Annotated in this window: 23 protein-coding genes; 1 reads left to right on the top strand and 22 read right to left on the bottom strand. The window is 61.4% G+C overall.

What is annotated here, in order from left to right; genetic code table 11:
* Positions 1–173: 173 nt before the first annotated feature.
* The 22 genes from IV098_RS13740 to IV098_RS13640 form a co-directional block, all read right to left on the bottom strand.
* Positions 174–1,193, bottom strand: coding sequence for a hypothetical protein (locus IV098_RS13740; RefSeq protein WP_296890019.1), 1,020 nt, complete (start codon positions 1,191–1,193; stop codon positions 174–176).
* A gap of 133 nt (positions 1,194–1,326) precedes the next feature.
* Entirely contained in the window at positions 1,327–1,425 is a 99-nt protein-coding gene (locus IV098_RS16355) for an SEC-C metal-binding domain-containing protein (protein WP_367114187.1), read from the bottom strand.
* A 572-nt stretch (positions 1,426–1,997) separates the two neighbouring features.
* Complete coding sequence (locus tag IV098_RS13735) at positions 1,998–2,531, bottom strand: hypothetical protein (protein ID WP_296890017.1); 534 nt, start codon at positions 2,529–2,531, stop codon at positions 1,998–2,000.
* A 442-nt stretch (positions 2,532–2,973) separates the two neighbouring features.
* The gene (locus tag IV098_RS13730; RefSeq protein ID WP_296890015.1) at positions 2,974–5,532 is read right to left on the bottom strand and encodes a beta-propeller fold lactonase family protein; all 2,559 of its coding nucleotides are present in this window, start codon (positions 5,530–5,532) and stop codon (positions 2,974–2,976) included.
* 32 nt (positions 5,533–5,564) lie between these two features.
* Positions 5,565–7,586, bottom strand: coding sequence for a TonB-dependent siderophore receptor (locus tag IV098_RS13725; protein ID WP_296890013.1), 2,022 nt, complete (start codon positions 7,584–7,586; stop codon positions 5,565–5,567).
* 148 nt (positions 7,587–7,734) lie between these two features.
* Positions 7,735–10,683 carry an alkaline phosphatase family protein gene (locus IV098_RS13720; RefSeq protein ID WP_296890011.1) on the bottom strand — a complete coding sequence of 983 codons (2,949 nt, stop codon included), beginning with the start codon at positions 10,681–10,683 and terminating at the stop codon, positions 7,735–7,737.
* 338 nt (positions 10,684–11,021) lie between these two features.
* Positions 11,022–11,312, bottom strand: coding sequence for an energy transducer TonB (locus IV098_RS13715; protein WP_296890009.1), 291 nt, complete (start codon positions 11,310–11,312; stop codon positions 11,022–11,024).
* Positions 11,313–12,494: 1,182 nt separating this feature from the next.
* Positions 12,495–13,763: a DUF6596 domain-containing protein gene (locus IV098_RS13710; RefSeq protein WP_296890007.1), complete on the bottom strand. Its 1,269-nt coding sequence runs from the start codon at positions 13,761–13,763 to the stop codon at positions 12,495–12,497.
* Positions 13,760–14,131 carry a DUF1428 domain-containing protein gene (locus tag IV098_RS13705; protein ID WP_296890005.1) on the bottom strand — a complete coding sequence of 124 codons (372 nt, stop codon included), beginning with the start codon at positions 14,129–14,131 and terminating at the stop codon, positions 13,760–13,762. Before IV098_RS13705 ends, IV098_RS13710 begins: the two co-directional genes overlap by 4 nt.
* A 1-nt stretch (position 14,132) precedes the next feature.
* Positions 14,133–14,534: a VOC family protein gene (locus IV098_RS13700; protein WP_296890003.1), complete on the bottom strand. Its 402-nt coding sequence runs from the start codon at positions 14,532–14,534 to the stop codon at positions 14,133–14,135.
* 17 nt (positions 14,535–14,551) lie between these two features.
* Positions 14,552–15,190, bottom strand: coding sequence for a glutathione S-transferase family protein (locus IV098_RS13695; protein WP_296890001.1), 639 nt, complete (start codon positions 15,188–15,190; stop codon positions 14,552–14,554).
* Positions 15,191–15,354: 164 nt separating this feature from the next.
* Complete coding sequence (locus tag IV098_RS13690) at positions 15,355–15,729, bottom strand: YciI family protein (protein WP_296889999.1); 375 nt, start codon at positions 15,727–15,729, stop codon at positions 15,355–15,357.
* A 174-nt stretch (positions 15,730–15,903) separates the two neighbouring features.
* The gene (locus IV098_RS13685; protein WP_296889997.1) at positions 15,904–16,191 is read right to left on the bottom strand and encodes a MoaD/ThiS family protein; all 288 of its coding nucleotides are present in this window, start codon (positions 16,189–16,191) and stop codon (positions 15,904–15,906) included.
* 37 nt (positions 16,192–16,228) lie between these two features.
* On the bottom strand, positions 16,229–17,341 hold the full coding sequence (locus tag IV098_RS13680; RefSeq protein ID WP_296889995.1) for a sialidase family protein: 1,113 nt from the start codon (positions 17,339–17,341) through the stop codon (positions 16,229–16,231).
* Between the two features lie 27 nt (positions 17,342–17,368).
* Positions 17,369–17,773, bottom strand: a complete 405-nt coding sequence (locus IV098_RS13675; protein WP_296889993.1) for an SRPBCC family protein — start codon at positions 17,771–17,773, stop codon at positions 17,369–17,371.
* 66 nt (positions 17,774–17,839) lie between these two features.
* Positions 17,840–18,325, bottom strand: a complete 486-nt coding sequence (locus IV098_RS13670; RefSeq protein ID WP_296889991.1) for a VOC family protein — start codon at positions 18,323–18,325, stop codon at positions 17,840–17,842.
* A gap of 118 nt (positions 18,326–18,443) precedes the next feature.
* Positions 18,444–18,800 carry a YciI family protein gene (locus IV098_RS13665; RefSeq protein ID WP_296889989.1) on the bottom strand — a complete coding sequence of 119 codons (357 nt, stop codon included), beginning with the start codon at positions 18,798–18,800 and terminating at the stop codon, positions 18,444–18,446.
* Between the two features lie 52 nt (positions 18,801–18,852).
* Entirely contained in the window at positions 18,853–19,239 is a 387-nt protein-coding gene (locus tag IV098_RS13660; protein WP_296889987.1) for a VOC family protein, read from the bottom strand.
* Between the two features lie 117 nt (positions 19,240–19,356).
* Entirely contained in the window at positions 19,357–19,806 is a 450-nt protein-coding gene (locus IV098_RS13655) for a VOC family protein (protein WP_296889985.1), read from the bottom strand.
* Positions 19,807–19,867: 61 nt separating this feature from the next.
* Positions 19,868–20,215: a GFA family protein gene (locus IV098_RS13650; protein ID WP_296889983.1), complete on the bottom strand. Its 348-nt coding sequence runs from the start codon at positions 20,213–20,215 to the stop codon at positions 19,868–19,870.
* Positions 20,216–20,232: 17 nt separating this feature from the next.
* The gene (locus IV098_RS13645; RefSeq protein ID WP_296889981.1) at positions 20,233–20,703 is read right to left on the bottom strand and encodes a VOC family protein; all 471 of its coding nucleotides are present in this window, start codon (positions 20,701–20,703) and stop codon (positions 20,233–20,235) included.
* Positions 20,704–20,759: 56 nt separating this feature from the next.
* Positions 20,760–21,167 (bottom strand): YciI family protein, encoded by a 408-nt coding sequence (locus IV098_RS13640; protein WP_296889979.1) that lies wholly within the window; start codon positions 21,165–21,167, stop codon positions 20,760–20,762.
* 158 nt (positions 21,168–21,325) lie between these two features.
* On the opposite strand from IV098_RS13640, the gene IV098_RS13635 reads away from it, so the two are divergent.
* Positions 21,326–24,745 carry a DUF2126 domain-containing protein gene (locus tag IV098_RS13635; RefSeq protein WP_296889977.1) on the top strand — a complete coding sequence of 1,140 codons (3,420 nt, stop codon included), beginning with the start codon at positions 21,326–21,328 and terminating at the stop codon, positions 24,743–24,745.
* Positions 24,746–24,768 lie beyond the last annotated feature (23 nt).

The raw sequence follows: 24,768 nt of genomic DNA, 5'->3' as shown, positions 1-24,768 counted from the left end.
ACGCCCGCCGAACGATTTCACCAATCCGTTGCATCCACCGGTTGAATTCGCAACCGCACACCGGCCATTGGCTAGAAATGCCGCTGAGCGGCCGCTTTCAACTTCGGCGAATGCGTGCTCCCGACCCGAAGCTGACGCTGACCGGTTTGAAAAGCAGACGTTAACGTTTGAATTCAGGCACGCGCCCGCACTTTGGCAACGATGTCCACAACGTGTTCAGGGTAGGACCCACTGAAGTATTCAAAAGTGAGTGGATTAGCAGTGAAGAAATGACAACAGAACTCCACCCATGAATCGACAGACAGTTGACCGTTGAGCTTGAAAACCTTCTTTGAACGAGCCTTAACATGCTCAATATTTTTGAACGTCAAATTGAAGTCAGAGTCTCGGCGACGGAGGTATTCTTCTTCAGTAAATAGCTGAATTGCTCCGTCAAAATGCCTGAATACTCCACTGGATAAGTCAAACTCAGCGTGCAAATAGCGGGACGGGAAAAAGGTCTGGTTGTCGATGATGATCTGAACATCCTGCGTCTTTACCTCAAGCGCTTGGAACGTCTTGATTTCGCCAGACGCACTCCATTTGATATCAAGGCAGTAAGTCCGCGCGAAAAATGAGTCGATGTAGCCAGGTGCCAAGTCAAGTGGTGGGCGGAGTTTGACGGTTCCGTCCTTTATTTTGCTGATCTCTTCATTGAAAGGTGCACCATACCAAGTGTCGAGTTCAACGTAGGCGGAATCATCGACATTAATTCTTACGCGATCTTCGTCAATGGCTATGTATTTCTTGATATCCGACGAATCCAGCCTCCAGAATAGGGCAACAAAGCTTGGAGCCCAATTATTCAGTGGATGCATTCCGCGGCGATAGCATGGGTGAGCCATGAGCATGTAGTCGCTGCCAACGAAGTACCCTTCTTGAAACTGACTTGGTGGCAAGCGTTGTGCAATTTCTTCGTATGTAAACAGCCCATCCCTTTCTGTCGGTGTGATTCCCAGTAGTATTTTCGCGAGGCCAGGCGCGGAGGCAACGATCCCGATTGTTTGAATGTAGCTAAAGGAATCTGAAGCGAGTGTAATTCCTTTAGACGCGGCCATTTGCTTAAAGCGTTCGATCAGATCCGCTGATCTTTCCAGTTCGGAGCGAGCATGATCAGCCATGGCCTTTATGTGGCGCTCCATTAGGAGTTTCATTTCGTTATCTGATGACATTGGCCACTTGCCCTCAAAGCGTTAGTCTCAGTGCCCAAATATTTGAACCGACCTGCGCGACTTTTCGCGCAGGTCCTGTGGAATGATGGGTTGGGTCTAGGCAGCGTAAGCCTCTTTACTGAAATTTGAGCATCTGCTCAATGGCGGTGCGATGGCATTTTCGAAGCTTCTTTCCGCTGCCACATGGGCACTTTGTTGTGTTGTCGCTTGTCATGAGTATGAGTTTCAGAGTCAGCCGCTGCTTTTCTCTTGCCAGTCGCTGTAACGCCTCGGCGTCCTCACCTTGAACCATCATTTGCCCGGAGGACACAGGGTACTTAATCTTGATTGTGTGCTCTGCTGCGTCCACTTCAACGAATCGAAGAGCCTCGGGGTGCGTTGAGAGAGGAACTTGTTTCGCAGGCATTCTTGCCATCGAGTCCTCGAAGTCGAATGAAATCCTCGGGTCAGGCAAGAACAAAAGCCTACTGTCGCCATACTTAGATGGCGTAACACAACGCAGGCGCTCCTCGTGTTTGACAACGGCGTGACCTATACAGTCAAGGAGCACTCCATCCCACACGCAAACTTCCCACCCAAGCACCATTTCACCAGGGTTGTCCGCTAGAAATTTCCGAACGTTGAATGTGCATTTGTTAATTCTCGCTTCTGCAAAAGGTTGCCGATCAACGAATATCGGGGTTCCCCCTGGAACTAGACGAGCGCATCCAGCCGCAATAGACGGTGTTATTTTGTCGGGTGATCTAGTCGTGACAAGCGTTAGCGGCTGCATGCTTAATAGCCCAACTAGTTCAGGGGCGCGCCGCCCATAGGCAGGGCATCCCCTGCAACGACGGGTTGGGCGTCCCCGACGTTGCGTTCTTGAACTGCGGAAAACTGTCGATGCAGTGAAAACATTGACGCATGGAGCAAGGGGTTACGCGCGGAATGTAGGTCATTGGCCAAAGCATAAAGCTCCGCAGAGTTAGCCTGTGTTTCAGGAATTCCAGGGCGGCCAGAAATACGGACGTCGCCAACATTTGGAACTGCATAAACGCGGCCATGAATTACTAGATTTCGTTCTTCGAGAAGATCACCTATCGCCTCCAATATGCTTGGGAATTTCGCCAATTCATCAGAGAGCGGCCCCTGCTTTTGTAACTGCCGCTGGAGGTACTCAATCTTTTGGCTCGTTGGCCAGCGGTAAATTCGGTCATTGCGCTCAGCATCATGGGCAGCAACAACGCTTAGACATTCGTCAACGGCTTCCTCAAGGTACGCGGCGTAAAGCGCCACAAACCCAAGCCCACGAATCAAGTCCCCGTCGTCAATGAGTACCATAGAAGGACGCCCAACAGTTACCGGTCTGTATTAGTAAGATACGCAGAACATACTGATGTTCCGTAATTGCTATATTCATGGTCGCTTCGTCGAGGTTATCTGTATATGTAATGGTAAACCGGACCGAATGTCCGCTGTGGGAGAAAGGCTCAAATGACCGCTCCTGGCCGTGAGCACCCTGTCAGCCTCGCGCTCCAAAGCGGTCGTTGCCAAAAACGTTGTTGCGGCGAACGGCAGCTTACTGGACCTCCTGCGAGTTCACCCTCCCGCCAGGAAGAAACCGTCAGAATGATCGCCGAGAGTGCCCGCTTCCCGACCCGAAGCAGGCGTTCAAGGTGAAGCTTGATGCGCACAATGTGCAATCTAGTATGAATCCGTTTCCAACAAACGAAAAAAAGCCAGCCCTACAAGAGGGCTGGCTTGCGGCTTGCGTCAGCCGATATTACTTGTTAAGCCGAGAGAGCAGTAGCACTTCGCGGATACCAGGTTCGCGCTGCCGATTAGTCAGATGCGGCATAGGTTGGGTGCCTTTGATCGCCTTCCACAGAATGTCGTTGTATTCGTGCATATCCGCTGCGTCCACTTCTGCCAGATCGAGCTTCATGGAGCGTTCGGCGAGCTGGCGTTTCTGCCCCTGCAGCGAAGCCAGGGTGGGGTTCATCTCATAGAGATCCTGAGCAGGCACGACGTGTTCGTAGGGGGTGAAGTCCGGTTTGACGGTGAAGCTGTTCTCCATGGTGATGGCTGCCGCGTCGAACTGGCTCATGGGCTTGAATCCCAACAGAACCCCGGCCGTGCGGATCATGGACACGGTACTGTAGTGGGTGTTGTCCACGGCCTTGCGCTTGACATAGGGGCTGATAAGCAGGGCCGGCGTACGGTGGGTATCCACGTGGTCAAAACCGTCCTGGGTGTCGTCCTCAATGACCATGATCAGGGTGTTTGGCCAAAAGCGTGAATGGGAAATGGCGTCCACAATACGACCCAGAGCTAAGTCGTTGTCCGCCATCATGGCTTGGGGCGTGGGATAGCCGGGACTCGTGCCAGCCAGGTGATCGTTGGGCAGGCTGATGATGGACAGGTTGGGGAAGCCGCCTGTCTTCTTGTAGGCCTCGAACTCCTTGAGCCAGACATCAGCACGTGTCTTGTCCATGTGTTTGAGGTCGTAGGTACGGTACATGGGCGAGAAATGATCCGCCAGGGCGGGCATATGAGTGGTGGCCGGTGCGTAGCTGCCATCCGCATTTTTCTTGCCATTGATCACATATTCACCGTAGGAGCGGTAGCTGATGCCGGCCTCCTTGGCGGCATCCCACAGATAGCCGCCGGGCACGTTGGTGATCGCAATCAAGGCCCTGTTGATCAGGGTGCCGCGGCCAGAATAATCGCTCGGCCAGACCTTCATGGTGTAGTCCGTGGCGTTGCCGCCCATAGACCACTCATGGCCGTCCTTGCTGATCTCTGCGTCGCAGTAGGTATTGTCCAGCAGCACGAAATCGCTGGCCAGGCGGCGGTGGTTAGGCGCGCTTTGGTCGTCGAACATGAGCAGGCTGGGGTCGCCTTTGCCGCCCGGCAGGTCGCCGAACACTTGGTCGTACGTGCGGTTTTCCTTGAGGATGTAAACCACGTGCTCGATGGGTAGTTGCTTCAGGATGCTGGCGTGGGCATGGCCCTCACCCTTCTCGCCACCGGCCACTGCGGCCTTGCCCCGGGCCACCATGTTGTTCTCACTGACCTGGCGGGTGTAGCGCTTGAGTGTTCCCTCGTTGGGTACGTCGATCACGGACAGGGAGCCGATCATCTGGTCGCCGATGTAGGTCTGTGGGTTGGCGTTCTGGCCCAGGCCCACATCCTTGGAGTTGGCCACATAGAGCTTGTCGCCGGTCGGGCTGATGGTGAGCGCTGTGGGATACCAGCCGGTGGGAATGCGGCCTTTCACCTCGTAGTGCTTCTCATCGTCCACTTTGCGCGCGCGCTTGCCGTGTTCCTTTTCCTGGCCTTCTAGTTCGACCACTACCACGGCGTTCTCGCCTGCGTTCAGCACATAGAGGGTCTCGCCGTCCGGGGACACGACCAGGGCGTTGGGCGCGCTGCTGTAGGGAGCGTTCTTGTAGGGCCGCACGTCGATGTCGAACAGCGTGGTGTCGGTGGCGGTGTCGATCACAGAGACACTGTCGCTGTTGGCGTTGGCCACATACAGCCGGTCGCCGGTGGGGCTGAAGACCATGGCATTGGGGTGCTGGCCGACCGGAATGTGCCTGACCACGGTGGCGGCATCCGGATTGTTTACGTCCACCACGGCAATGGTGCCTTCCTTCCAGTTGGACACATACAGCTTCTTGCCGTCGGCACTGAGCAGTACACCGTAGGGGAACATACTGACGTTATACGGGTCGGCGCTGGCCCCCATGGGAATGCGGTGGGTGACCGTGCCGGCGATCGGGTCGATCACCGCCACGTCACCGCCCTGGTGGTTGGCCACGAACAGCCGGTTCTCGTCGGTGGACAGGGCCAGGCCAGTGATGAAGCCGCCCTTGCGGCGCGGATCAACCTGGATCTGGCCGGTCTCGGCCATACCCGAGGCCGTCACTTCATAGACCCGCACCATGTTGGTGTGGCCGCCCGAGGCATAGATGTGTTTGCCATCCTTGCTGGCGGCCAGGCCGATGAACAGACCCTCCGGCGAGTCGTAGGGAATGCTTTCGCGGATGGTGAGGTTTTCGCGATCGACACGCATCAGGGAGTGCTGGCCGTAGCCGTTGTTGCTGATCAGCAGATCCTTGCCGTCCGGGCTGAGAATCATGCTCAGGGGCACGTGGCCGACGCGGATCTTTTCGCCGGCGGGGGTAATCTGCCAGTTGTTGGGCGTGATGCCGGTCCGGCCGTCGGCGCTGGGGCCGGCAGGGCGGGTCAGAAGGTCCGGGCTGGCCGCTTGGGCGATCGTTCCGCTGACAAGCAGGCCAGATACGATAGCGGTAAGAAGTTTGATTTTGGGTACCATGAAGTTCTCCATTTCAGTTGCAGGTTTGCGGATCACTGGAGGGCAAGCCGCCAGGTCACCGCGAGGTTGAGGCCTGGCGCGTAAACGCCGGAGCCGTGGGATTTGTATTGGACGTCGGTGAGGTTTTCCAGGCTCACCAGCAGGTCTTGTTTCTGCGCAGGCTTAAATCCGGCCTTGAGGTTGAGGGTGCCGTAGCCCGGTGTGCCGCCGATGGGGATGCGGGGGTCCGAGAGATCGCCTGAGGACAAGCGATCCTGGCGATCGGCGAACAGGCTGTAGACCTCGTACCAGGAGTGGTCATCCGGGGCGTAGCGCAGGTGCAGGCTGCCGTTCAACGGGGGAATGCGGCGCAGAGGCTGTTGGGTATCACTATCCTCGCCCCACGTGTAGGTCAGATTGCCGGTCGCTGACCAACGGTCTGAGAAGCTGTGCTTTATTCCCAACTCAGCCCCTTTGATCAGTGCACGCTGAATGTTCTGCCGCTGCGTGACATTAGGGGCTACGGTGACACGGTCGATGAGATCGTCGTAGGTGGTGTGAAAAAGATAGAAATCGCCCGATGTGAGGGGAGAGTAGAACTTCACCCCGATCTCTTTGCTTAACGAGTGCTCCGGTGTGAGCTGGGTATTGGGGATCTCGGTGACGAAATCGACCCGGCCAAAGAAGTCCTCCATGTTGGGCGCCCGATAACCTTGGGCAAGACCTGCCACCAGGTTCCAGCGCGGAGCCAAGCGGTAGAGGCCGTTGATGCTGCCGGTCAGTTCGCCATCGGACAGGCTCAACTGGTTGGCGCCGATGGCTCCATTCGCCTCGAAATGGGCATAGCGTGCGCCCAGAATGACTTCCAAACGATCGGTGAAGCGTACTTCGTCCTGCAGGTAGAGCCCCCAGCTTTCATATTCGGCGCCATCCGGGGTGCCAGGCACGGCGGACGTGGTTGCGCCAGTAGTCAGGTCGATGCTGGTCTTGCTGGTGTCGTACTTGTCCCGGTAGTAATCGAAGCCGTAGGTAAGGCGTTGGGCACGTCCAAGCTTGCTGGTGAACTGGGTGGTGGCGCCCAGGGTCTTCACCTCGGTGATCTCACGGGTCTCCACGGTAGGAGTGGAGACCTTGACGATCTCCTCGCCTTCCTTCTGGCGGTTGAAGGAGATATTGAGTTTCACGCCGGAAATGGTCGCGGCCTCGTCGTGCCGGCTCTGGTATTCCAGATAGCTCAGCGCGCGCAGCTGGGGCTCGTAGTTGAACTTGAGCTTGTCTCCCAGGGTTACTTCGCTGGTCTTGGGCACGTCGAACTGGCGGTTGTACTGGTGGGAGAAAATCAGCTCCCCACCCCCACCCAGTCGATAGTTGAGCTTCAGATCGCCACCCAGCTCGTCGTAGGCGGTAGGTCGCTGCTCGCCCACTTCACCGCCGCCTTCCAGGCTGTTGAAGCGCTTGCCGCTGATCCCGCCGATGTACCCCAGTTGGTTGAGGTTACCTTCCACCTGCAGGCGTCCGGTCAGGCTCGCATCGGCACTCGCGCCGTGCAGGGCAACCAGACCTTCCATCCCCCGAGCGTCGGAAAAGTTCGCACGTTTGCGGGTAATAACATTGATCACGCCGGCCAGAGCGTCGCTGCCGTAGAGCACCGAGCTAGGGCCGCGCACGACCTCAATGCGCTCGACCAGGTTAGGGTCGAGCGTGTTGAGGTACTGGTGGGGGCCAAAGCGGTAGTAGGAATTGTTCACTCGCACCCCATCCACCAGGATGAGCACCTGCTTGCCTGTGAGGCCTCGGATAAAGGGCGATCCGCCGCCGGGGTTGGTCTTCTGGATGAACACGCCCTCCGCGCCGGACAGGATGTCCGGGGTGGTGCCGGTATTGGCCTGCTCGACAGCCAGATCATCCAGCACGGTCACCGCTTGGGGGGTGTTGAACACCTCCCGCTCAACGCGGGTGGCGGTGACCACTATCTCCGGAGTGGGTTCGCTGTCGGCGGCGCAGGGCGGGCTGGAAAATACGGTCAGAGCGAGGAAAAGCGCGTTAAGAGAATAGGGAGTGTGATGGGGTTTCATTTTTCAGACTGTGTACTGAGCAGAAGGTCGAAAATGGTGCTGATAGTCGGCTTGAAGCCCGACTTGCAGACGTGGGGGTGGAGTTGTGGGGTTAACGAAAATGGGCGGACAGCCATGGCTGTCCGCCCAAAAGCCTGTTAGCGCAGCTCTAGCGTTGCTGTAGGCTCAAGCTGTCAGGCAGCTTGGTACGCTCTTCGGACAGGTCGCGGCCATGACGTTCGCTGGGGTAAGGCGCGTCCTTCAACCCCTGCCATAGGGTGCGGTTAAAGCGCGGTTCGTCCAGGTTGTCCTCAACGGAGAAGTCCTGGCCTCCCATGGCCTCGGCCCAGTATTCGGCGCTGTGCTTGGGCTTGGCGTAGATCATGGTCAATCCGGTGGGTGGCAGAGAGTTAGCGGCTGTGCGCTCCGGCAATGGCAACCCGGTGGTACGCAACACCTCGGGAACCAGGGCTGAGTAGCCCCAGGGACGCTTCTTCTTCTCGAACAACTCCGCCATGGGAAGGGCCAGGCCATCGGTGATGCCCATAGGCTTGATGCCCAGGATATCTTCGATGGTGCGCAGCATGCTCACCGTGGTGTAGTGCTCGGACACCAAGGCGCCCTGTTTCACATAGGGTCCCACCACGTAGGCGATGCTGCGGTGGGCATCCACATGATCGGGACCATTCTGAGCGTCGTCCTCGACGATGAAGATCAGGGTGTCGTCCTTGAATGGACTGTTTGCCACCTTCTCCACCAGCAGCCCGATGGCATAGTCATTGTCAGCCATTTGTGTCTCCACGGTATTCACCCCGAACTTGGCTGTGGCGTAGTTGCCGAAGTGGTCGTGGGGCAGTCGCACAAACGACAGGTTGGGCAGTTCGCCTTTGGCTGCGTACTGGTCGAACTCTCGCTCCCACTCTTTCAAAAGATAGAAGTCGGCGTTGTTTTGATCGTAGCCGCGGTAGTAGAGATCGGTGTGCGGGGCAAGCGCCTGCTTGCGGGATCCAACCTGCACCAAGTTGTTGTCATAGGGGCGAGCCAATTGCTCTTCGGTCATAGCGTTGGAACTGGCTAGGTTGCCTACGAAGAAGCCGTAGTTGCGAATACTCAGCCCGGCGCGCAAGGCTCCGTCCCACAAATAACCGGCGCCAGCCTCCTCGGCGGTGTCCGGCGCGGCCACGTCCGCCGTACCAGCCAGCAGGTCTGGGTCGTTGGGATTGGCCGGGTCCTGGGCGATACGCTCGGCGGTGGTGGGCAGGCTCACGTTGATGTTGCGATTGGCACCTTCCCAGTCGTAAGTAAAGCCGCGCCCGGCGTAGTTCACCATGATCGTTTTCTCGGTGTAATCGGTTGTGCGCGCTGCGGTCGTCCAGTTCCAACCGTCGTTGCTTGTACTGCCGCTGTCATGAAAATTGTCGAGGGTCACGTACTTGCGGGCCAAGGCGTGATGGTTAGGGGAAATGGGTTCGGGGAAGAGCGTCAGGCTAGGGTCGCCGTTGCCTTTCTCCAGATCTCCCAGCACCTGATCGTAGGTGCGATTTTCCTTCACCACGTAGATCACGTGTTTGATCTTGTTGCGCAGGAAGGCCATCGCCTCTTGGGCTTGGTCGTGTTTGTCGGTCTTGGAGAAGCCGTTGTTCTTCGCCACCTGCCAGGTGAGCTTGGCCAGCTCCCGCTCTTCGGGCATGGGCATACTCAAAAAGCCCGCCTTGGTGATCTGCCAAACGTATTGGTTGTTGGCGTTACAGTCATTGAGAGAGCCCGCCACGATGGATGTGGTGTTTCGGCAGGCGCCCGAGTTGGGGCCGGTGTTGCTCTTGCCGTTGACTACGTAGAGCGTGTCGCCGTTCTTGCTCAGACTCACTGAGTTGGGGTACCAACCGGTAGGGATCAGACCAATCACTCTGCTCTTGCGCTCATCCTCGCGTGCCTCGTCACGGCCTTCGTACATGGCGCGGCCTTCGTGTTCCATCCGGCCGAGCTTCACCACGGCCACGGAGTTGGTACCGCCGTTGGTGACCAGAAGGAAGCGCTCGTCCGGTGTCAAAGCCAAGCTATTGGGGTTGGCGCCGCGCAGCTTTTCGGCTTTGGATAGCACGCGCTTGGGGGCGGTGACGTTGAATTCATCCAGCACGGTGTCGGTATTGGTGTCGATCACCGAGACGCTGTCGCTGTTGCCGTTTGCCACGAACAGGCGGGACTGATCGCGGTTCAGCAGCATCTTGTTTGGCTGCCCACCTACGCTGAAACGGTTGACCACAGCTGGCTGAGCGGCGGCGATGTCCAGCACTACCACCTCGCTGTCGCGCTGACTGGTTACATAGGCTTTACCGTTGCCCTTGATCGCCACCCAGTAGAGATAGGAACCGCCCGGCACACCGGTCTGAGTGGGATCGATCTTGCCGGGGCGCAGATCTAGTTCGGCAATCTCGGCACGGGTCACCAGATCGACCACGCTGACGCTTTCGTTCTGCATGTTGGCGACCACCAGGCGTTTTCCGTCCTGGGTGACGGCCATGCCAGCAGCGACAGGGCGCACGTTGATACCAAGGCCAACATTGCCATGCCCCAGCGTGATGGCGGCCTGTTCGGTCCAGGTGTCGGCTTGCAGGCCATAGACATGGATGTTGTCGTCGACGCCGCCGGAAACGTAGAACTCAAAGCCGCTGGGATTCCAGGCAATGCCGTTGAAGGTGTTGGGTACCTGGATGACCTGGCGTTTGACAGGCTTGTCGGCGGATATGTCATAGACGAAGACGTACTCGTTGGACTCAGTGGCGACGCGGCTGCCGGTTGGGCCGTTATTGCGGTTATAACCACTGGTAAGGATGAGCAGTGTGTTGCCGTCCGGGCTGGTGCTGGTAGCCACTGCCTGGCCGGCCACGAAATCGGGGTTGGTTGGCAAATCGGGGTTGAGGGTCTGGAACATGGCACCGCTGGCCGCCTCGGGGGTAATGCGTACGCCGGTGGGAAGCATTTCGCCTATTAGCAGATCATTGCCGTGCTTGTAGGGGAGGCTGACAGAATCCTTGGCCAGAGCGGCGCCGGAGGTGGCGGTGAAGCTGGCAGCGATGAGCAGGCTCAGGGTCTTGCGTTTGATTTGGAGGTGATGCATATGAATCTCCTGAATACAGTTGGGTGGGGTGGCGTCCGTAGGGGATGCCGGGGTGTCGGTCCAATCGACCAACACCGGTTTCCGCTGGGAAGGAAACCGGCTTACTTGAGCGGCGTCATGCCCTCGCCGATCCATGTCTGATGTTGTTCAGCACCTGCGGCGTGAGGAGGCCTCGCGCAGCTTGAGTTCGCTATATCGGGGCGGCTGAAATCGGAGGAGCTTCATAGCTTTTTCTTCCTAACAAAATTTGAGGGTTAGCGCGCGCTGGGTGCAGTGGTTCCGCGCTTGAAATGGGTGTCTGCTCTGAGTGCCGATCAGGTATGTCTTCTGCCAGTGCATCAGGTCAATTCGAACCGGAAAAGGTAGCGGTACCAAGAGGCAGGTGCCCCTCCCGTAGGGAGTACAAAACGCCAATGGCGCAACGACTCCACCGCTGCCGCATCCAGGTCGGCATGGCCAGAGGAATGCAGCATCCTGACCTCGACCACCGAACCGTCGGCCTCCACGCGAAAGCCCAGGGTCGCCAGCCCCGTCCGCTTCTCCCAGCGGGCCTCTTCGGGGTACTCGGGGGCAATGGAACGCAGGACCTTGGGCGCCTGGTAGGGGGCAGCGAGCGTGCCCGCCAACATGCTTGTGGCCTTAGGTGAGTCGCCGCCAGGCGACCCCGGCAGGCTGCCGATTACTGCAGTGCTGGGAAGTGCAAGAGGCAATAGGGCTGACGTTCCTGGAGTGGGTAGAGCAGCGCTATCCAACGGTTCGGAGTGACGCACCTGACCCTTTACAGTCTCAGATAGGCGCGCGACCTCCGCTGCAGGCGTCACAGCCGACGACTCCTCTGCTGGTGCCATGGCAGGAGAGTGGAACGACGAACCCACAGAGGCATGGCGGCTTTGGGGTGGCTTGGGATGCAATGCCTGGGCGGTTCTGGTGTCTGGTATACCGACAGGGATCGGCCCAACTAACTGGATAGGATGCTCATCAAGCAGACGGACCTGGATGGACAGCGACGGCAGGGCAGTGGTAGGTGGTGGCGCGAAACCTGACAAGGCTACGGCATGCAGCGCGCCGGACAGGCCGAAAGTCAACGGTAGACGCATCGCATCTGGGATCATCGTCATGGTTGGCTGCACACTGCCGCTTCCCGCAGCCTCGTGCCACCTCGTTCTTCCAGGAACTATTTGAATTTGCCCATCATTGCAAGGGAATATGACAAGCAATCGGATGACCAACCTGATCCCCCGCTTTTTGTATCCGACATCCTCTGATCAGCAATCACCGTCAGATTTTGTCAACACTGCTGTCGAAAATTACAAAGAAGTTTTGGATTAGTGAACGGTAACCTACTGATGTCAGCCAGAATTAGCCGACTGAATATCCTGGGCTGGATGACCGTTTCTGATCCCGAATCGGACTTTCACACACCGGCGCTTAACAGTCCTAAGTGGGTCTGGAGTACGCATTCGCTGAAGTTGAAAGCGGCCATTAAGCGGCATTTCTAGCCAATGGCCGGTGCGCGGTGCACTGACCTAGGTGGCGCAGTACGCCACCGTCGGTTCTGGCCGAGCACCGGACAGATGAAGCGGTCTGCTGGAAGACAGAATCGGGTCGAAAGCTGTAGCTGGCGCGAACGGAATGTCTGTCCTGACAAGCGCTGTATATCAGATGGACGAATCGAACATGTAGTAACGCCGTTTCTATTCTCAGCTCGCCATCTGCCCCGCCCCTTGTTTGTAACAGATAGTCCGCTTACTGACTGTCACCATACGCATCCACGATGCAGCGCGCGCCAGGGTGAACCGGGCCTGGCTCACTCACTTCCCGGTTTTCGCCGCCCGCGCCAGCAACAAAGCCCGCTCCCGCGCGTTCTGCGCCAACTGTGCAGCGCGCGCGAATTCGGCGCGCGCTTCTTCGATGCGATCCAGCTTGGCCAGCAGATCGCCGCGTACCGCCGGCAGCAGGTGATAGGTCTTGAGCGCCGGTTCGGTAACGAGCGCCTCGACCAGTTCCAGCCCGGCCGCCGGGCCGTGCGCCATGCCGACGGCGACGGCGCGATTGAGCGCCACCACCGGCGAGGGCGCGACTTGCGCCAGCGCGTCGTAGAGCGCGGCGATGCGCGACCAGTCGGTGTCGGCGGCAACAGCGGCACGGGCGTGACAGGCGGCGATGGCAGCTTGCAGGGTGTAGGGACCGAACGGGCCCGGCAAGCTCTCGGCGTGTGCCAGCGCGGCCAGCCCGCGACGGATCAGCAGGCGATCCCAACGCGTGCGGTCCTGATCCATCAACAGCACCGGCTGACCCAACGCATCGACGCGCGCGGCGAGTCGGGATGCCTGGATTTCCATCAGCGCGAGCAAGCCATGCACCTCGGCGACGTCTGGCAGGCGGCTGGCGAGCACCCGGCCCAAGCGCTGTGCTTCCTCGCACAGCGCGGGACGCATCCAGTCGTCACCCGCTGTGGCGGCATAGCCTTCGTTGAAAATCAGGTAGAGCACTTCCAGCACCGACGGCAGCCGCGCGTGCAGTTCCGCGCCGCGCGGCGTTTCGAAGGGCACGCGCGCTTCGGCCAGGCTGCGCTTGGCACGCACGATGCGCTGTGCAATGGTGGCGGTGGGCTTGAGGTAGGCGCGCGCGATCTCCTCCACCGACAGGCCGCCGACCACTTTCAGGGTCAAGGCCGCGCGGGCTTCCGGCGAGAGCAGTGGATGACAGGCGGTGAAGACGAGCGCGAGCAAATCGTCGCCGATGTCGTCGTCGAGCGCAGCATCCACCGCCTCAGCGAAATCGGCTTCGCGGATGGCGTGCTGCGTATCGAGCTCGACCGCCAGCTCGACGTGCTTGGGCGCGGCCTGCGTGCGGTGGCGCAGGATGTCGAGCGCGCGCCGTTTGGCTGCTGTGGTGAGCCAGGCAGCGGGATTGTCGGGCACGCCTTCCGTCGGCCAGTGCTCCAGCGCTGCCACCAGCGCGTCCTGCGCGCATTCCTCTGCCAGCCCCAGGTCGCGCGTGAGTCGCGCGACCGCCGCGACGACCTTGGCCGATTCGATGTGCCAGATGGCAGCAAGGGTATCGGCAGCAGTCGTCATCGCACCAGACTGACCATAGGTTTGAAGCCGCCCCAGAACATGCGCTTGCCGTCGAAGGGCAGTACCGCGGGATCGGCGCTCGCCATGAAGGCCAGCCGAGGATCGGCCATCACCTTCGCGTTCACTCGGTCGCGATCCCTGCGCGATTTGAACACGATCCAGGAAAACACCACCGTCTCGTCCGGCTTCCGCTTCACCGCCTGCGGAAACGAGGTGAGCTTGCCGGGCTGCACGTCGTCGGCGACGCATTCGTGGACTTCCAGCGCGCCGTGTTCGATCCATATCTTGCCGGCCTTGCGTGCGAGGTGGCGATAATCGGCAAGCTTCGCCAGCGGAACCGGCAGCACGTAGCCATCGACATAGGCCATGTCAGCCTCCTTGCACGGGATTCATCTGGAACACTTCCCAGACGTGTCCATCCGGGTCCTGAAAGCCGTGCTGATACATGAAGCCGTGATCCTGCGGCGCGCTGTAGGTGTTGCCGCCGGCAGCCACCGCCTCGCGCACCATCGTGTCTACCGCATCCCGGCTGTCGAGCTGCAAGGCCAGCAGTACCTCGGTCGCGGCGCGCGCGTCGGCGGGCGGATGCGGGGCAAAGCCGGCGAAGCGTTCGCGCGTGAGCAGCATGGCGTAGATATTCTCGCCGACGATCATGCAGGTGGCGGTGTCGTCGGTGAAGTCCGGGTTGAAGCTGAAGCCGAGCTGGGCGAAGAAGGCGATGGACGCCTTTAGATCGGCCACGGGTAGATTGACGAAGATTTGTTTGACCATGAGTCGTTCTCCTTTGACTAGCCGGCGTTGATCGCCAATTGGGCGGCGAAAGCCCGCTGGTAGGCGGGCCGCGCTTCGCCGCGGGCGACATACGTAGCGAGATTCGGGAATTCGTCAAGAATGCCCGATGCTCTCAACCTGAGCAGCACGGACACCATCATCAGGTCGCCCGCACTGAACGCGCCATTGAGCCAGTCGGCATCGCCCAAGCGAGCAGCAAGCAGGCGCATGCGGACGCGCACGCGATCTTCGACCAGCGGCAGACGCGCCATACTCCAGGATTTGTTGCCCTCAAGTATCTTTGCGTTTGCGAGGTCGAGGATCGGCGGCTCCACGGTGTTGAGCGCGGCAAACACCCATGTAATCGCACGCGCCCGGGCATTGGCATCGTCGGGCAACAGCCCCGCATTGTGATCGGCGATATGCAGGACGATCGCGCCGGACTCGAACAGCACGAGGTCGCCCTCTTCGTAGGTGGGGATTTGCCCGAACGGATGCAGCGCCAGATGCGCGGGTTCCTTCATTGCAGAAAACGAAAGCAGACGAACCTCGTAAGGCCGGCCCACCTCCTCAATCGCCCAGCGCACGCGCGTGTCACGCGCCAGCCCCTTGCCGCCGTCGGGCGATCGTTCGAAGGCGGTAATGATGATGGTCATTGCGAGTTCCTCTGCGCTTCAAAAAGTTTAGTGGTCGGGAATGCTTTCCCGGTATTCGGGTGAACCAGCACGCACGCCGAAGGAACGTATTTCCGCCGACGTCTGATTCCAGCGTGGCAAAGGGAAATTCGGGGTTCTGCCTTTTCATTCCGATTCGGGGCTGGTCAACCATCCAGCCGCAGCGCGCGGGTCGGCGCATCGTCCGCGATCGGCCGCACTTCCACGCAGCCGCGCTGCGCGCCGGGGATGCGGGCGGCGATTGCAAGCGCCGTGTCCATGTCCGGCGCTTCGATCAGGTAGTAGCCGCCGAGCAACTCCCGCGTTTCGGCGAAGGGCCCGTCGGTGATGTGCGCCTGGCCATCGCGCACGCGCACGGTTTTCGCCGTGCCGGGCGGGGTCAGGCGGTTGCCGGAAACGAAATGGCCCTCGCGCTTGATCGCCTCGGTGAACGCGGCGTACTCGGCGAAATGTCCCGCCGCGTCGGCGGGTTCGAGGTGTTCCATCATCTGTTCGGCGCAAATCAGGCAAATGAATTTCATGGCTGCGTCCTCAAGCTTCTGCCGCGCGTTCGAGCGCGGCGATGTCGATTTTTTTCATCCGCATGGATGTCTACTGCGTTGCCCGAACTCTCCGGACTCATTTTAACGACGCACGGAAACAGGCGAATTCGACAGCGAGAGATGAATTTTCTGCGTGTGGCATCGTTCTGGGCTTCAGCCGCCCGCGATGGCGCCGACGACGACCAGCGGTTCGCGTCCGGCGGCGACCTCATATGGCAGCAGCGCATCGGGCGCGATATTCGAGAGATCGTCCTGGCAGGCGTAGAAGCGCACCAGCGGGCGGCGCTGACCCGTGACACGGTCGCGCACGGCACCGGCGAGCATGGGGTAGGCCGCTTCGAGCGCGTCGAGCACGGCGGCGAGTGTGACTGGGCCGGTCAGGTCGAGCTCGACCTCGGTGGTGCTGCACCGCGCCAGCGTGTACAGGTGGTACGGCAGCACGACGCGGACGGTGTGCCTGTCGAGATCGGCAGCCATGTCAGGGCAGCGTCTGTACGCTGACCGAGAGCACGGCCGGCAGGTCGCGCACGATCGCCTGCCAGTGGTCGCCCGCGTCGGGTGAGACGTAGACCTGGCCACCGGTGGTGCCGAAGTACACGCCGCAGGGATCAAGACTGTCGACTGCCATCGCGTCGCGCAGCACATTGACATAGCAGTGCTGCTGCGGCAGGCCGTCGGTCAACGCTTCCCAGGCGTTGCCACCCGCCTTGCTGCGATACACGCGTAGCTTGCCCTCGGGCGGGTAGTGCTCGGAATCGCTCAGGATCGGCACGACGTAGACGGTGTCGGGTTCGTGCGCATGCACCGCCATCGCGAAGCCGAAATCGCTGGGCAGGTTGCCGCTGATTTCGAACCACGAATCGCCGGCATCGTCGCTGCGCATCACATCCCAGTGCTTCTGCATGAACAGCGTCTCGGGCCGCGCCGGATGCATCGCGATGCGGTGCACGCAGTGGCCGACTTCGGCTTGCGGGTCTGGAATATATTGCGAATGCAGGCCACGGTTGACCGGTTTCCAGCTCGCGCCGCCGTCGTCGCTGCGGAACGCACCGGCCGCCGAGATCGCCACGTACATCCGCGCCGGGTTCACCGGGTCGAGCAGAATCGTGTGCAGACACATACCGCCCGCGCCGGGCATCCATTTCGCGCCCTGCTGTTCGCGCAGGGCGGGCAGTTCCTGCCAGGTCAGCCCGCCGTCGGTCGAGCGGAACAGCGCGGCGTCTTCCACACCCGCATAGACCGTGTCCGGGTCGGTCGGCGAAGGTTCCAGATGCCACACGCGCTTGAACGCCCACGGCTTGGCCGTGCCGTCGTAATACAGATGCGTGCCGGGGTCGCCGACGTAGGCGAAATCGTTGCCGACCGGGTTCCAGGTTGCGCCGCCGTCGTCGGAACGCTGGATCACCTGGCCGAACCAGCTGCTGGTCTGCGAGGCATAGAGCCGGTCGGGGTTCGCCGGCGAGCCTGCGATATGAAAGATTTCCCAGCCGCCGAAATGCGGCCCGCTCACCTGCCAGTCGTTACGGGCCGCGTCGGAGGTCAGGATGAACGCGCCCTTGCGCGTTCCAACCAAAACACGAATACGGGGCATCTCACTCTCCTTGTTCGAGTATATGCGTCAGCGCGCCGCCACGTGGCGCGTGAAGTTATCGAGAATCGCTTGCCAGCCCGCGCGCTGATACTCGACCGGGAACGTGGTTTCGGGGTCGAAGGCGACGCGCACACGTACGCCGTCGGCCGTTTCGTCGAACTCGACGCGCGCGTGGCGGTCGCCGAAGACGTATTCGATCAGGCGGTGCGGCACGATGCGGGTGTAGGTGCCGGCAAAATCGAAGCCCTGGCTGCCGTCCCTGGCTTCCATGCGCGCGGAGAAGGCGCCGCCTTCGCGCAGGTCGACTTCGGCCCGCGTGGTGTGCCAGTCGTCCGAGGCGGCGTTCCACTGCACGATGTCCTCGGGGGTGGTGTAGGCGCGCCAGACGGCATCGACCGGCGCGGCCACGGTGGTTTCAACGGTTACTTGCATGAAAGACTCCTCAAGGATGATGGCGCTTCGCCCGGTATCGCGGTCTCCGCTTGAACGCCGGAAATTTTAGCCACGGCGCGCCGCCTCGATCGTGGCGATGTCAATTTTTCGCATGGTCATCATCGAATCAAACGCGCGTTTGGCGGCAGCAGGATCGGGGTCGGCGATCGCGTCCATCAGCGCCCGTGGCGTGATTTGCCAGGACAATCCCCATTTGTCCTTGCACCAGCCACACTCACTCTCCTCGCCGCCATTGCCGACGATTGCGTTCCAGTAGCGGTCCGTTTCGGCCTGGTCATCGGTCGCAACCTGAAACGAGAACGCTTCGCTGTGACTGAATGCGGGGCCTCCGTTGAGCCCGAGGCACGGAATGCCCATCACGGTGAAACTGACCGTCAACACATCCCCTTGCTTCCCGGAAGGAAAATCTCCCGGTGCGCGATACACCGCGTCGACCGAGGAATCGGGAAAGGTGGCGGCGTAGAACTGCGCCGCGTCCTCGGCGGTTCGGTCAAACCAAAGGCAAATCGTGTTCTTGGCGATCTTTGTCATGATATTTCTCCATGAGATTGAGGTCTGCACATCTCCGCACGCGCATCGATCCGCGCGTCAATGAACGCGTGAAACGTTCGAGGGCCGGGATTGGGTCATCGCCCTGTTTTTCCGGGTTTCATTGCACGTAGCACGGCGCGCATTCGCGCACCTCGACGGTGGCGAAGCGCGCGGCCGGGCAGTCCTGGGCGATGGTCAGCGCCGCGTCGCGGCCGGCGCATTCGACGAGATAGAAGCCGCCGACCATTTCGCGTGCTTCGGCGAAGGGGCCGTCGACCAGCGAGGGCGTCTCGCCGCGCTGTTGCACGCGCACGCCGTGGCTGTCCGGGCGCAGCGATTCGCTGGCAATCAACTGCCCGCGTGCGGCGAGCCGCTGGCCGAATTCGACCATTTCGGCGTAGAGCGCGCGGCCTTCGTCCTCGCTGCGCGCTTCGCGCGCGCCGCGTGGTTCTACGATCATCAACAGGTAACGCATGGGATTTTCCTTGTTCGAGAGTGAATGGGCTTTCCACCACATGGCGCGCCGCTTATTTCATCGAGTGCAGGCCGACGACGTTGCCTTCGGTGTCATTGATCAGGGCGATGTGGCCGTATTCGCCGATGGCGAACTTCTCCTTGAGAACGCTGCCGCCGGCCGGCGCGGCGCGCGCGGCTTCCACGGCGCAATCCTCGCAGGTGAAATACACCAGCGTGCCGCCGCCGCCCGAGCCGCACCCTTCCATTTTTACCAGCGCCCCGGACGCACCCATGGCCGTCGAGTCCATGGGAAAGGCCCACAATTCAACGCCGCCTTCCAGCGTGTCGGGCGTGTTGAGTTTTTCCAGGGTGCGCTGCAGCAGGGTTTCGTAAAACGCTTTCGCGCGCGCCATGTCCTGCACGTAGATTTCGAACCAGATGACGGGGTTGGTTTGCATGATGATTCCTTTCGTTCGGGTTGAGCAATGCGGCGCCCGTGTGTTTCCGCATGGATACGACGAACCAGGTCGAGCCGAATCGACAACGGTTCGAAAAAATTTCGCGCGACCGATCGCTCATCCCGCGTCGTCCTTCGCCGCAGCCGTGTAACGGCGCTGCATCTCGTCGGGCTCGACCGCCTCGATGGCATGGCCGATCAACCAGCGATGGCCAAAAGGATCGGTCACGGTTCCGGAACGTTCGCCGTAGAAATGATCCTCGGCCGCGCGTTGGAGCGTTGCGCCCGCGGCCAGCGCGCTGGCGATCATGGCGTCGGCGTCATCCACGTGCAGGTGGATCGTCACCGGCGTGGCGCCGATGGCCGTCGGCGAACGGATGCCGCATTCGGGAAACTCGTCGCTGAGCATGATGGTCGCGGCGCCGAAGGCGAGTTCGGCATGGCCGATGCGTCCGCCGGGTTCGACCAGGCGGAGTTTTTCGGCGCCGCCGAAGGCGCGCCGGTAGAAATCGATGGCGGCATCGGCGTTGGATACGCACAGATAGGCGAACACTTCTTCGATCTTCATCGCAAGTCTCCTGGGGGGTAGCGACTGCAATTTCGCCCACGACGGTACGCGCGCGATGTCATTAAATTGCCCGGCCATCGAAATGTTTAACGGGAACGCTTTCCAGATCGACTTGATCGAGGCATCGAATATTGATGGCAGCCATTCGGGTTCCGGCCGGATCTGTGGCTTCGCCATACGGATGGATGCCGCATTTCGGGCAGAAGCGGTGCTTGATCGTGTGTGGGCCGAATGTGTAGGTCGCGCAGTTTTCCTCGGGCGTGAGCAGGCGCAGGCGGTCGCGCGGGACAAACCACAGCAGCGACCCTTTCCGTTGGCAGATCGAGCAGTTGCACGCCATCGCCCCATCGAGTGTGCCTTCGACTTCGAAGCGGACGTGGCCGCAGTGACAGCTTCCTGTGTATGTCATAGCTGATTCCCCCAGCGTCAGGCGCCTACGCAGCCGGTTTTCGACGCTGCCTGAATTTCTTCGGGTGACATGTCGCGGATATGCGTCGCGATCGACCACTGGTGGCCGAACGGGTCGCGCACCTGGCCGTAGCGGTCGCCCCAGAACATGTCGGTGGCGGGCATGGTCAGCGTCGCGCCGGCTTCAACCGCGCGCGCCATCGTCGCGTCGACGTCCTCGACATACAGGTGGACGATTACCGGCGTGCCGTTCAGGCCGAGCGGACTATGCATGCCCCATTGCGGGTTTTCGTCGACCAGCATCAGCGCGGAATCGCCGATCCACATCATGCCGTGCATGAGCTTGCCGTCGGGGCCGGGCAGGCGGCCGCCGTCGCGCGCGCCGAAGGCGGAGATGTAGAAGTCCATTGCCGCGTTCGCGTCGCGGCAGACGAGGTGGGGGGTCAGGCTGTGCATGCCTTCGGGGATGGGTTTGACGGGGGCGGTCATGGCAGGGCTCCTTGGAAAAGTTATAAAGAAAGGGTTCGGCTATTCACAAGTTAAGGTCAGAATATTTCGCGCATGCGTTCGATCTCCGGCGACGGCGCGAAGTCGTCCAGCTCGTACAGCGGCCGCACTTCGATTTCCGCCGGTTTGCCGCGCCCGGCCGGGTTGGGAAAACGCCGCGCCCATTCCATCGCCTCTTCGCGCGATTTCACCTGGATGAGGGTGTAACCGGCGATCAACTCCTTCGTTTCGGCGAACGGCCCGTCGATGACGCTGCGTGCGTCGCCGTCGTAGCGGATGCGCCAGCCATGCGAACTGGGTTTCAGGCCCGAGCCGTCGAGCAGCACGCCGGCCTTCATCAATTGCTCATGGTAGTCGGCCATCTCGGCCAGCAATTCGGCCTCGGGCGCCGGGGTGGTTTCAGCCTCGGACTCCGGGGTGGCCTTGACGATGAGCATGTAGCGCATGATGGACTCCTGTAAAAAAGCGGACCGGGAATCAAAATGGTCTCTGCTACTACGACGTGCCAGTACGGTAAAAATCGACACGGCCCATGACAAATATAGATTGAAAACGCTGGCTCGACCTTTGCTTGTAACAGTCAGTCCGCACACTGACTGTCGCCATGAGCATCCACGTCGCCATCCGCCACACCACCGTCTACAAGTTCGACCGCCGCGTCTCGCTGAGCCCGCACGTGGTGCGGCTGCGTCCGGCGCCGCATTCGCGCACGCCCATCCTCGCCTACTCGCTGAAGATCACGCCGGAGACGCACTTCATCAACTGGCAGCAGGATCCGTTCGGCAACTATCTGGCGCGGCTGGTGTTCCCGGAGGCGACGCGCGAATTTTCGGTCGACGTCGAGGTGATCGCCGATCTGACGGTGATCAACCCCTTCGATTACTTCGTCGAGGAGAGCGCCGAGCACTATCCGTTCGACTACGACGCAGCCCTGAAGCGCGAGCTGACGCCCTACCTCGAGACCGAGCCGGCGGGGCCGCTGTTGCAGGGCTGGCTGGATCAGGTGCCGCGCGAGCGGGTGCACTGCAACGATTTTCTGGTGGCGCTGAACCAGCGCCTGCAGCGCGACATCGCCTACACCGTGCGCATGGAGCCCGGGGTGCAGACGCCGGAAGAGACGCTGCAGAAGGCGCTTGGCTCGTGCCGCGACTCGGCCTGGCTGCTGGTGCAGATCCTGCGCCATCTGGGCCTGGCGGCGCGTTTCGTGTCGGGCTATCTGGTGCAGCTCACCGCCGACGAAAAATCGCTCGACGGCCCGTCGGGTACCGAGAAAGACTTCACCGACCTGCACGCCTGGACCGAGGTGTATCTGCCCGGCGCGGGCTGGATCGGGCTGGACCCGACTTCGGGACTATTCGCCGGCGAAGGCCACATTCCGCTCGCCGCCACGCCGCAGCCGTCTTCCGCCGCACCGATCGAGGGCATGACCGATACGTGCGAGGTCGAGTTCGAGTTTTCCAATACCGTCAGCCGCATTCGTGAAGATCCGCGCGTGACGCTACCGTATAGCGACGACGCGTGGGCGGCGATTCTGGCACTCGGTTATGCGGTCGATGACAAGTTGCTGGCCAGCGACGTGCGCCTGACCCACGGCGGCGAGCCCACGTTTGTCTCGATCGATGACATGGAAGCACCAGAATGGAACACAGATGCTTTCGGTCGCCACAAAAGGGAGCGCGCCGAAGTGCTGGCGCGGCGCTTGCGCGAACGTCTGGCGCCCGGCGCGCTGCTGCACACCGGGCAGGGCAAGTGGTATCCGGGCGAGCCGTTGCCGCGCTGGGCGCTGGGGATCTACTGGCGCAAGGACGGCGTGCCGATGTGGCGGAACCCGGCGCTGCTGGCCGAGGCGGAGCAGGACAGCGGCCGCAGCGTGATCGACGCGCGGCACTTCGCCAAGACCCTGGCGCAGCATCTTGGGCTGGCGATGCGCTACGCGCAGCCGGTGTACGAAGACGCGCTCGCTGCGCTGCTGCAGGAGGCGGAACTGCCGCCCAATGTGGAGCCCGGCCACGCCGAACTCGACAGCGCCAGCCTGCGCGGCTCGCTGGCCAACAAATTGTCGCGCGGCCTGAATACGCCGACCGGCTACGTGCTGCCGCTGGCCTGGCGCGGGAGTGAAAAGGACGGCGGCGAACATCCGTGGCACAGCGCGCCGTGGAAGACCCGGCGCGACCGTCTGTATCTCACCCCGGGCGACGCGCCGATCGGCCTGCGCCTGCCGCTGAATTCGCTGCCGTGGGTGGCGGAGGACGAGCGCGAACCCTGGGTCGAGGTGGACCCCTTTGCCGCCCAGCCGCCGCTGGCCGATTTTCATGGCGAAATCGCCGCGCGTTTTTCCAGCTACACGCCTGCGCCATTCGGTGCGGACGACCCCGAGCATCCCGAGCTGCATCCGCAAACCGCATCGGCGAGGTTGAGCGTTGCGGTGCCGCACACCGCCTTGTGCGTCGAGGCGCGCGGCGGCTGTCTGTACGTCTTCATGCCGCCGACCACCACGCTCGAACACTACCTCGACCTGCTGGCGGCGGTCGAAGCCAGCGCCGCCGCGCACAATTTTCCGCTGGTGATCGAAGGCTATGCGCCGCCGTCCGATGGGCGTCTGGAAAAGCTGCTGGTCACCCCCGACCCCGGCGTCATCGAGGTCAACATCCACCCCGCGCACAACTGGCAGCAACTGGTGGACACGACGACGCTGGTATACGAAGAGGCGCGGCTGTCCAGGCTTGCTGCCGAGAAGTTCATGCTCGACGGCCGCCACGCCGGCACCGGCGGCGGCAACCATGTCACGCTCGGCGGTGCGACGCCTGCCGACAGCCCCTTCCTGCGCCGTCCCGATGTGCTGGCCAGCCTGATCACCTACTGGCAGCACCACCCGGCGCTGTCGTATCTGTTCTCCGGCATGTTCATCGGCCCCACCAGCCAGGCGCCGCGCGTCGACGAAGGCCGCATCGAACGGCTGTACGAACTCGAAATCGCGTTCCAGCAAATGCCCATCGGCGACACCCCGCAGCCGTGGCTGGTGGACCGCCTGTTGCGCAATCTACTCACCGACCTTACCGGCAACACGCACCGCTCGGAGTTCTGCATCGACAAGCTGTATTCGCCCGACAGCGCCAGCGGGCGGCTCGGCCTGCTCGAGTTTCGCGGCTTCGAAATGCCGCCGCACCTGCGCATGAGCCTGGCGCAGATGCTGCTGTTGCGCGCGCTGGTTGCGCGCTTCTGGAACGAGCCCTACCGCAAGCCGCTGGTGCGCTGGGGCACGCTGCTGCACGACCGCTACATGCTGCCGCATTATTTGTGGGCCGACCTGAAGGACGTCATCGACGACCTCAACATCGCCGGCTTCCCGTTCCAGCTCGACTGGTACAAGCCGTTCCTGGAATTCCGTTTCCCGCGCCACGGCACCCTGCAGCTCGGCGACATCGCCGTCGAACTGCGTACCGCGATCGAACCGTGGAACGTGCTGGGCGAAGAAAACACCAGCCTTGGCACCGCGCGCTACGTCGATTCGTCGGTCGAGCGCCTGCAGGTCAAGGTCAGCGGGCTCACCGACAGCCGCTACGTGCTCGCCTGCAACGGCCACCGCGTGCCGCTGGTGCCGACCGGCGTGCATGGTGAGTTCGTCTGCGGTGTGCGCTACCGCGCCTGGCAGCCGCCGTCGGCGCTGCACCCCACCATCGGCATCCATTCGCCGCTGGTATTCGACCTGATCGACACCTGGAACGACCGCGCCGTCGGCGGCTGCACCTACCGCGTGGTGCACCCCGGCGGGCGCAGTTACGACACCTTTCCAGTCAACGCGATGGAGGCCGAGTCGCGCCGTCATATGCGCTTTCAGGATTGGGGGCACAGCATCGGCAGCTTCAGCCATCCGCCTGACGTCAGCCCGATGCCGGCCACCCAGTCGTCTGCGGAGACAGTGCGCATTTTCATTCCCGGCGGCAGCGCGCCCGGACCGATGGTGCCGCCGCCGGTGGCCGACGTCGGCGAATTCCCGCACACGCTCGACCTGCGTCGGCGCTAGCCGTCTTCCCCTTACCGTTCACC

This window comes from Thiobacillus sp., assembly GCF_018780105.1.
Lineage (GTDB): Bacteria > Pseudomonadota > Gammaproteobacteria > Burkholderiales > Thiobacillaceae > Thiobacillus.
Note: the sequence above shows the minus strand (reverse complement) of the source record. Positions and strands in the feature narration are given on the sequence as shown.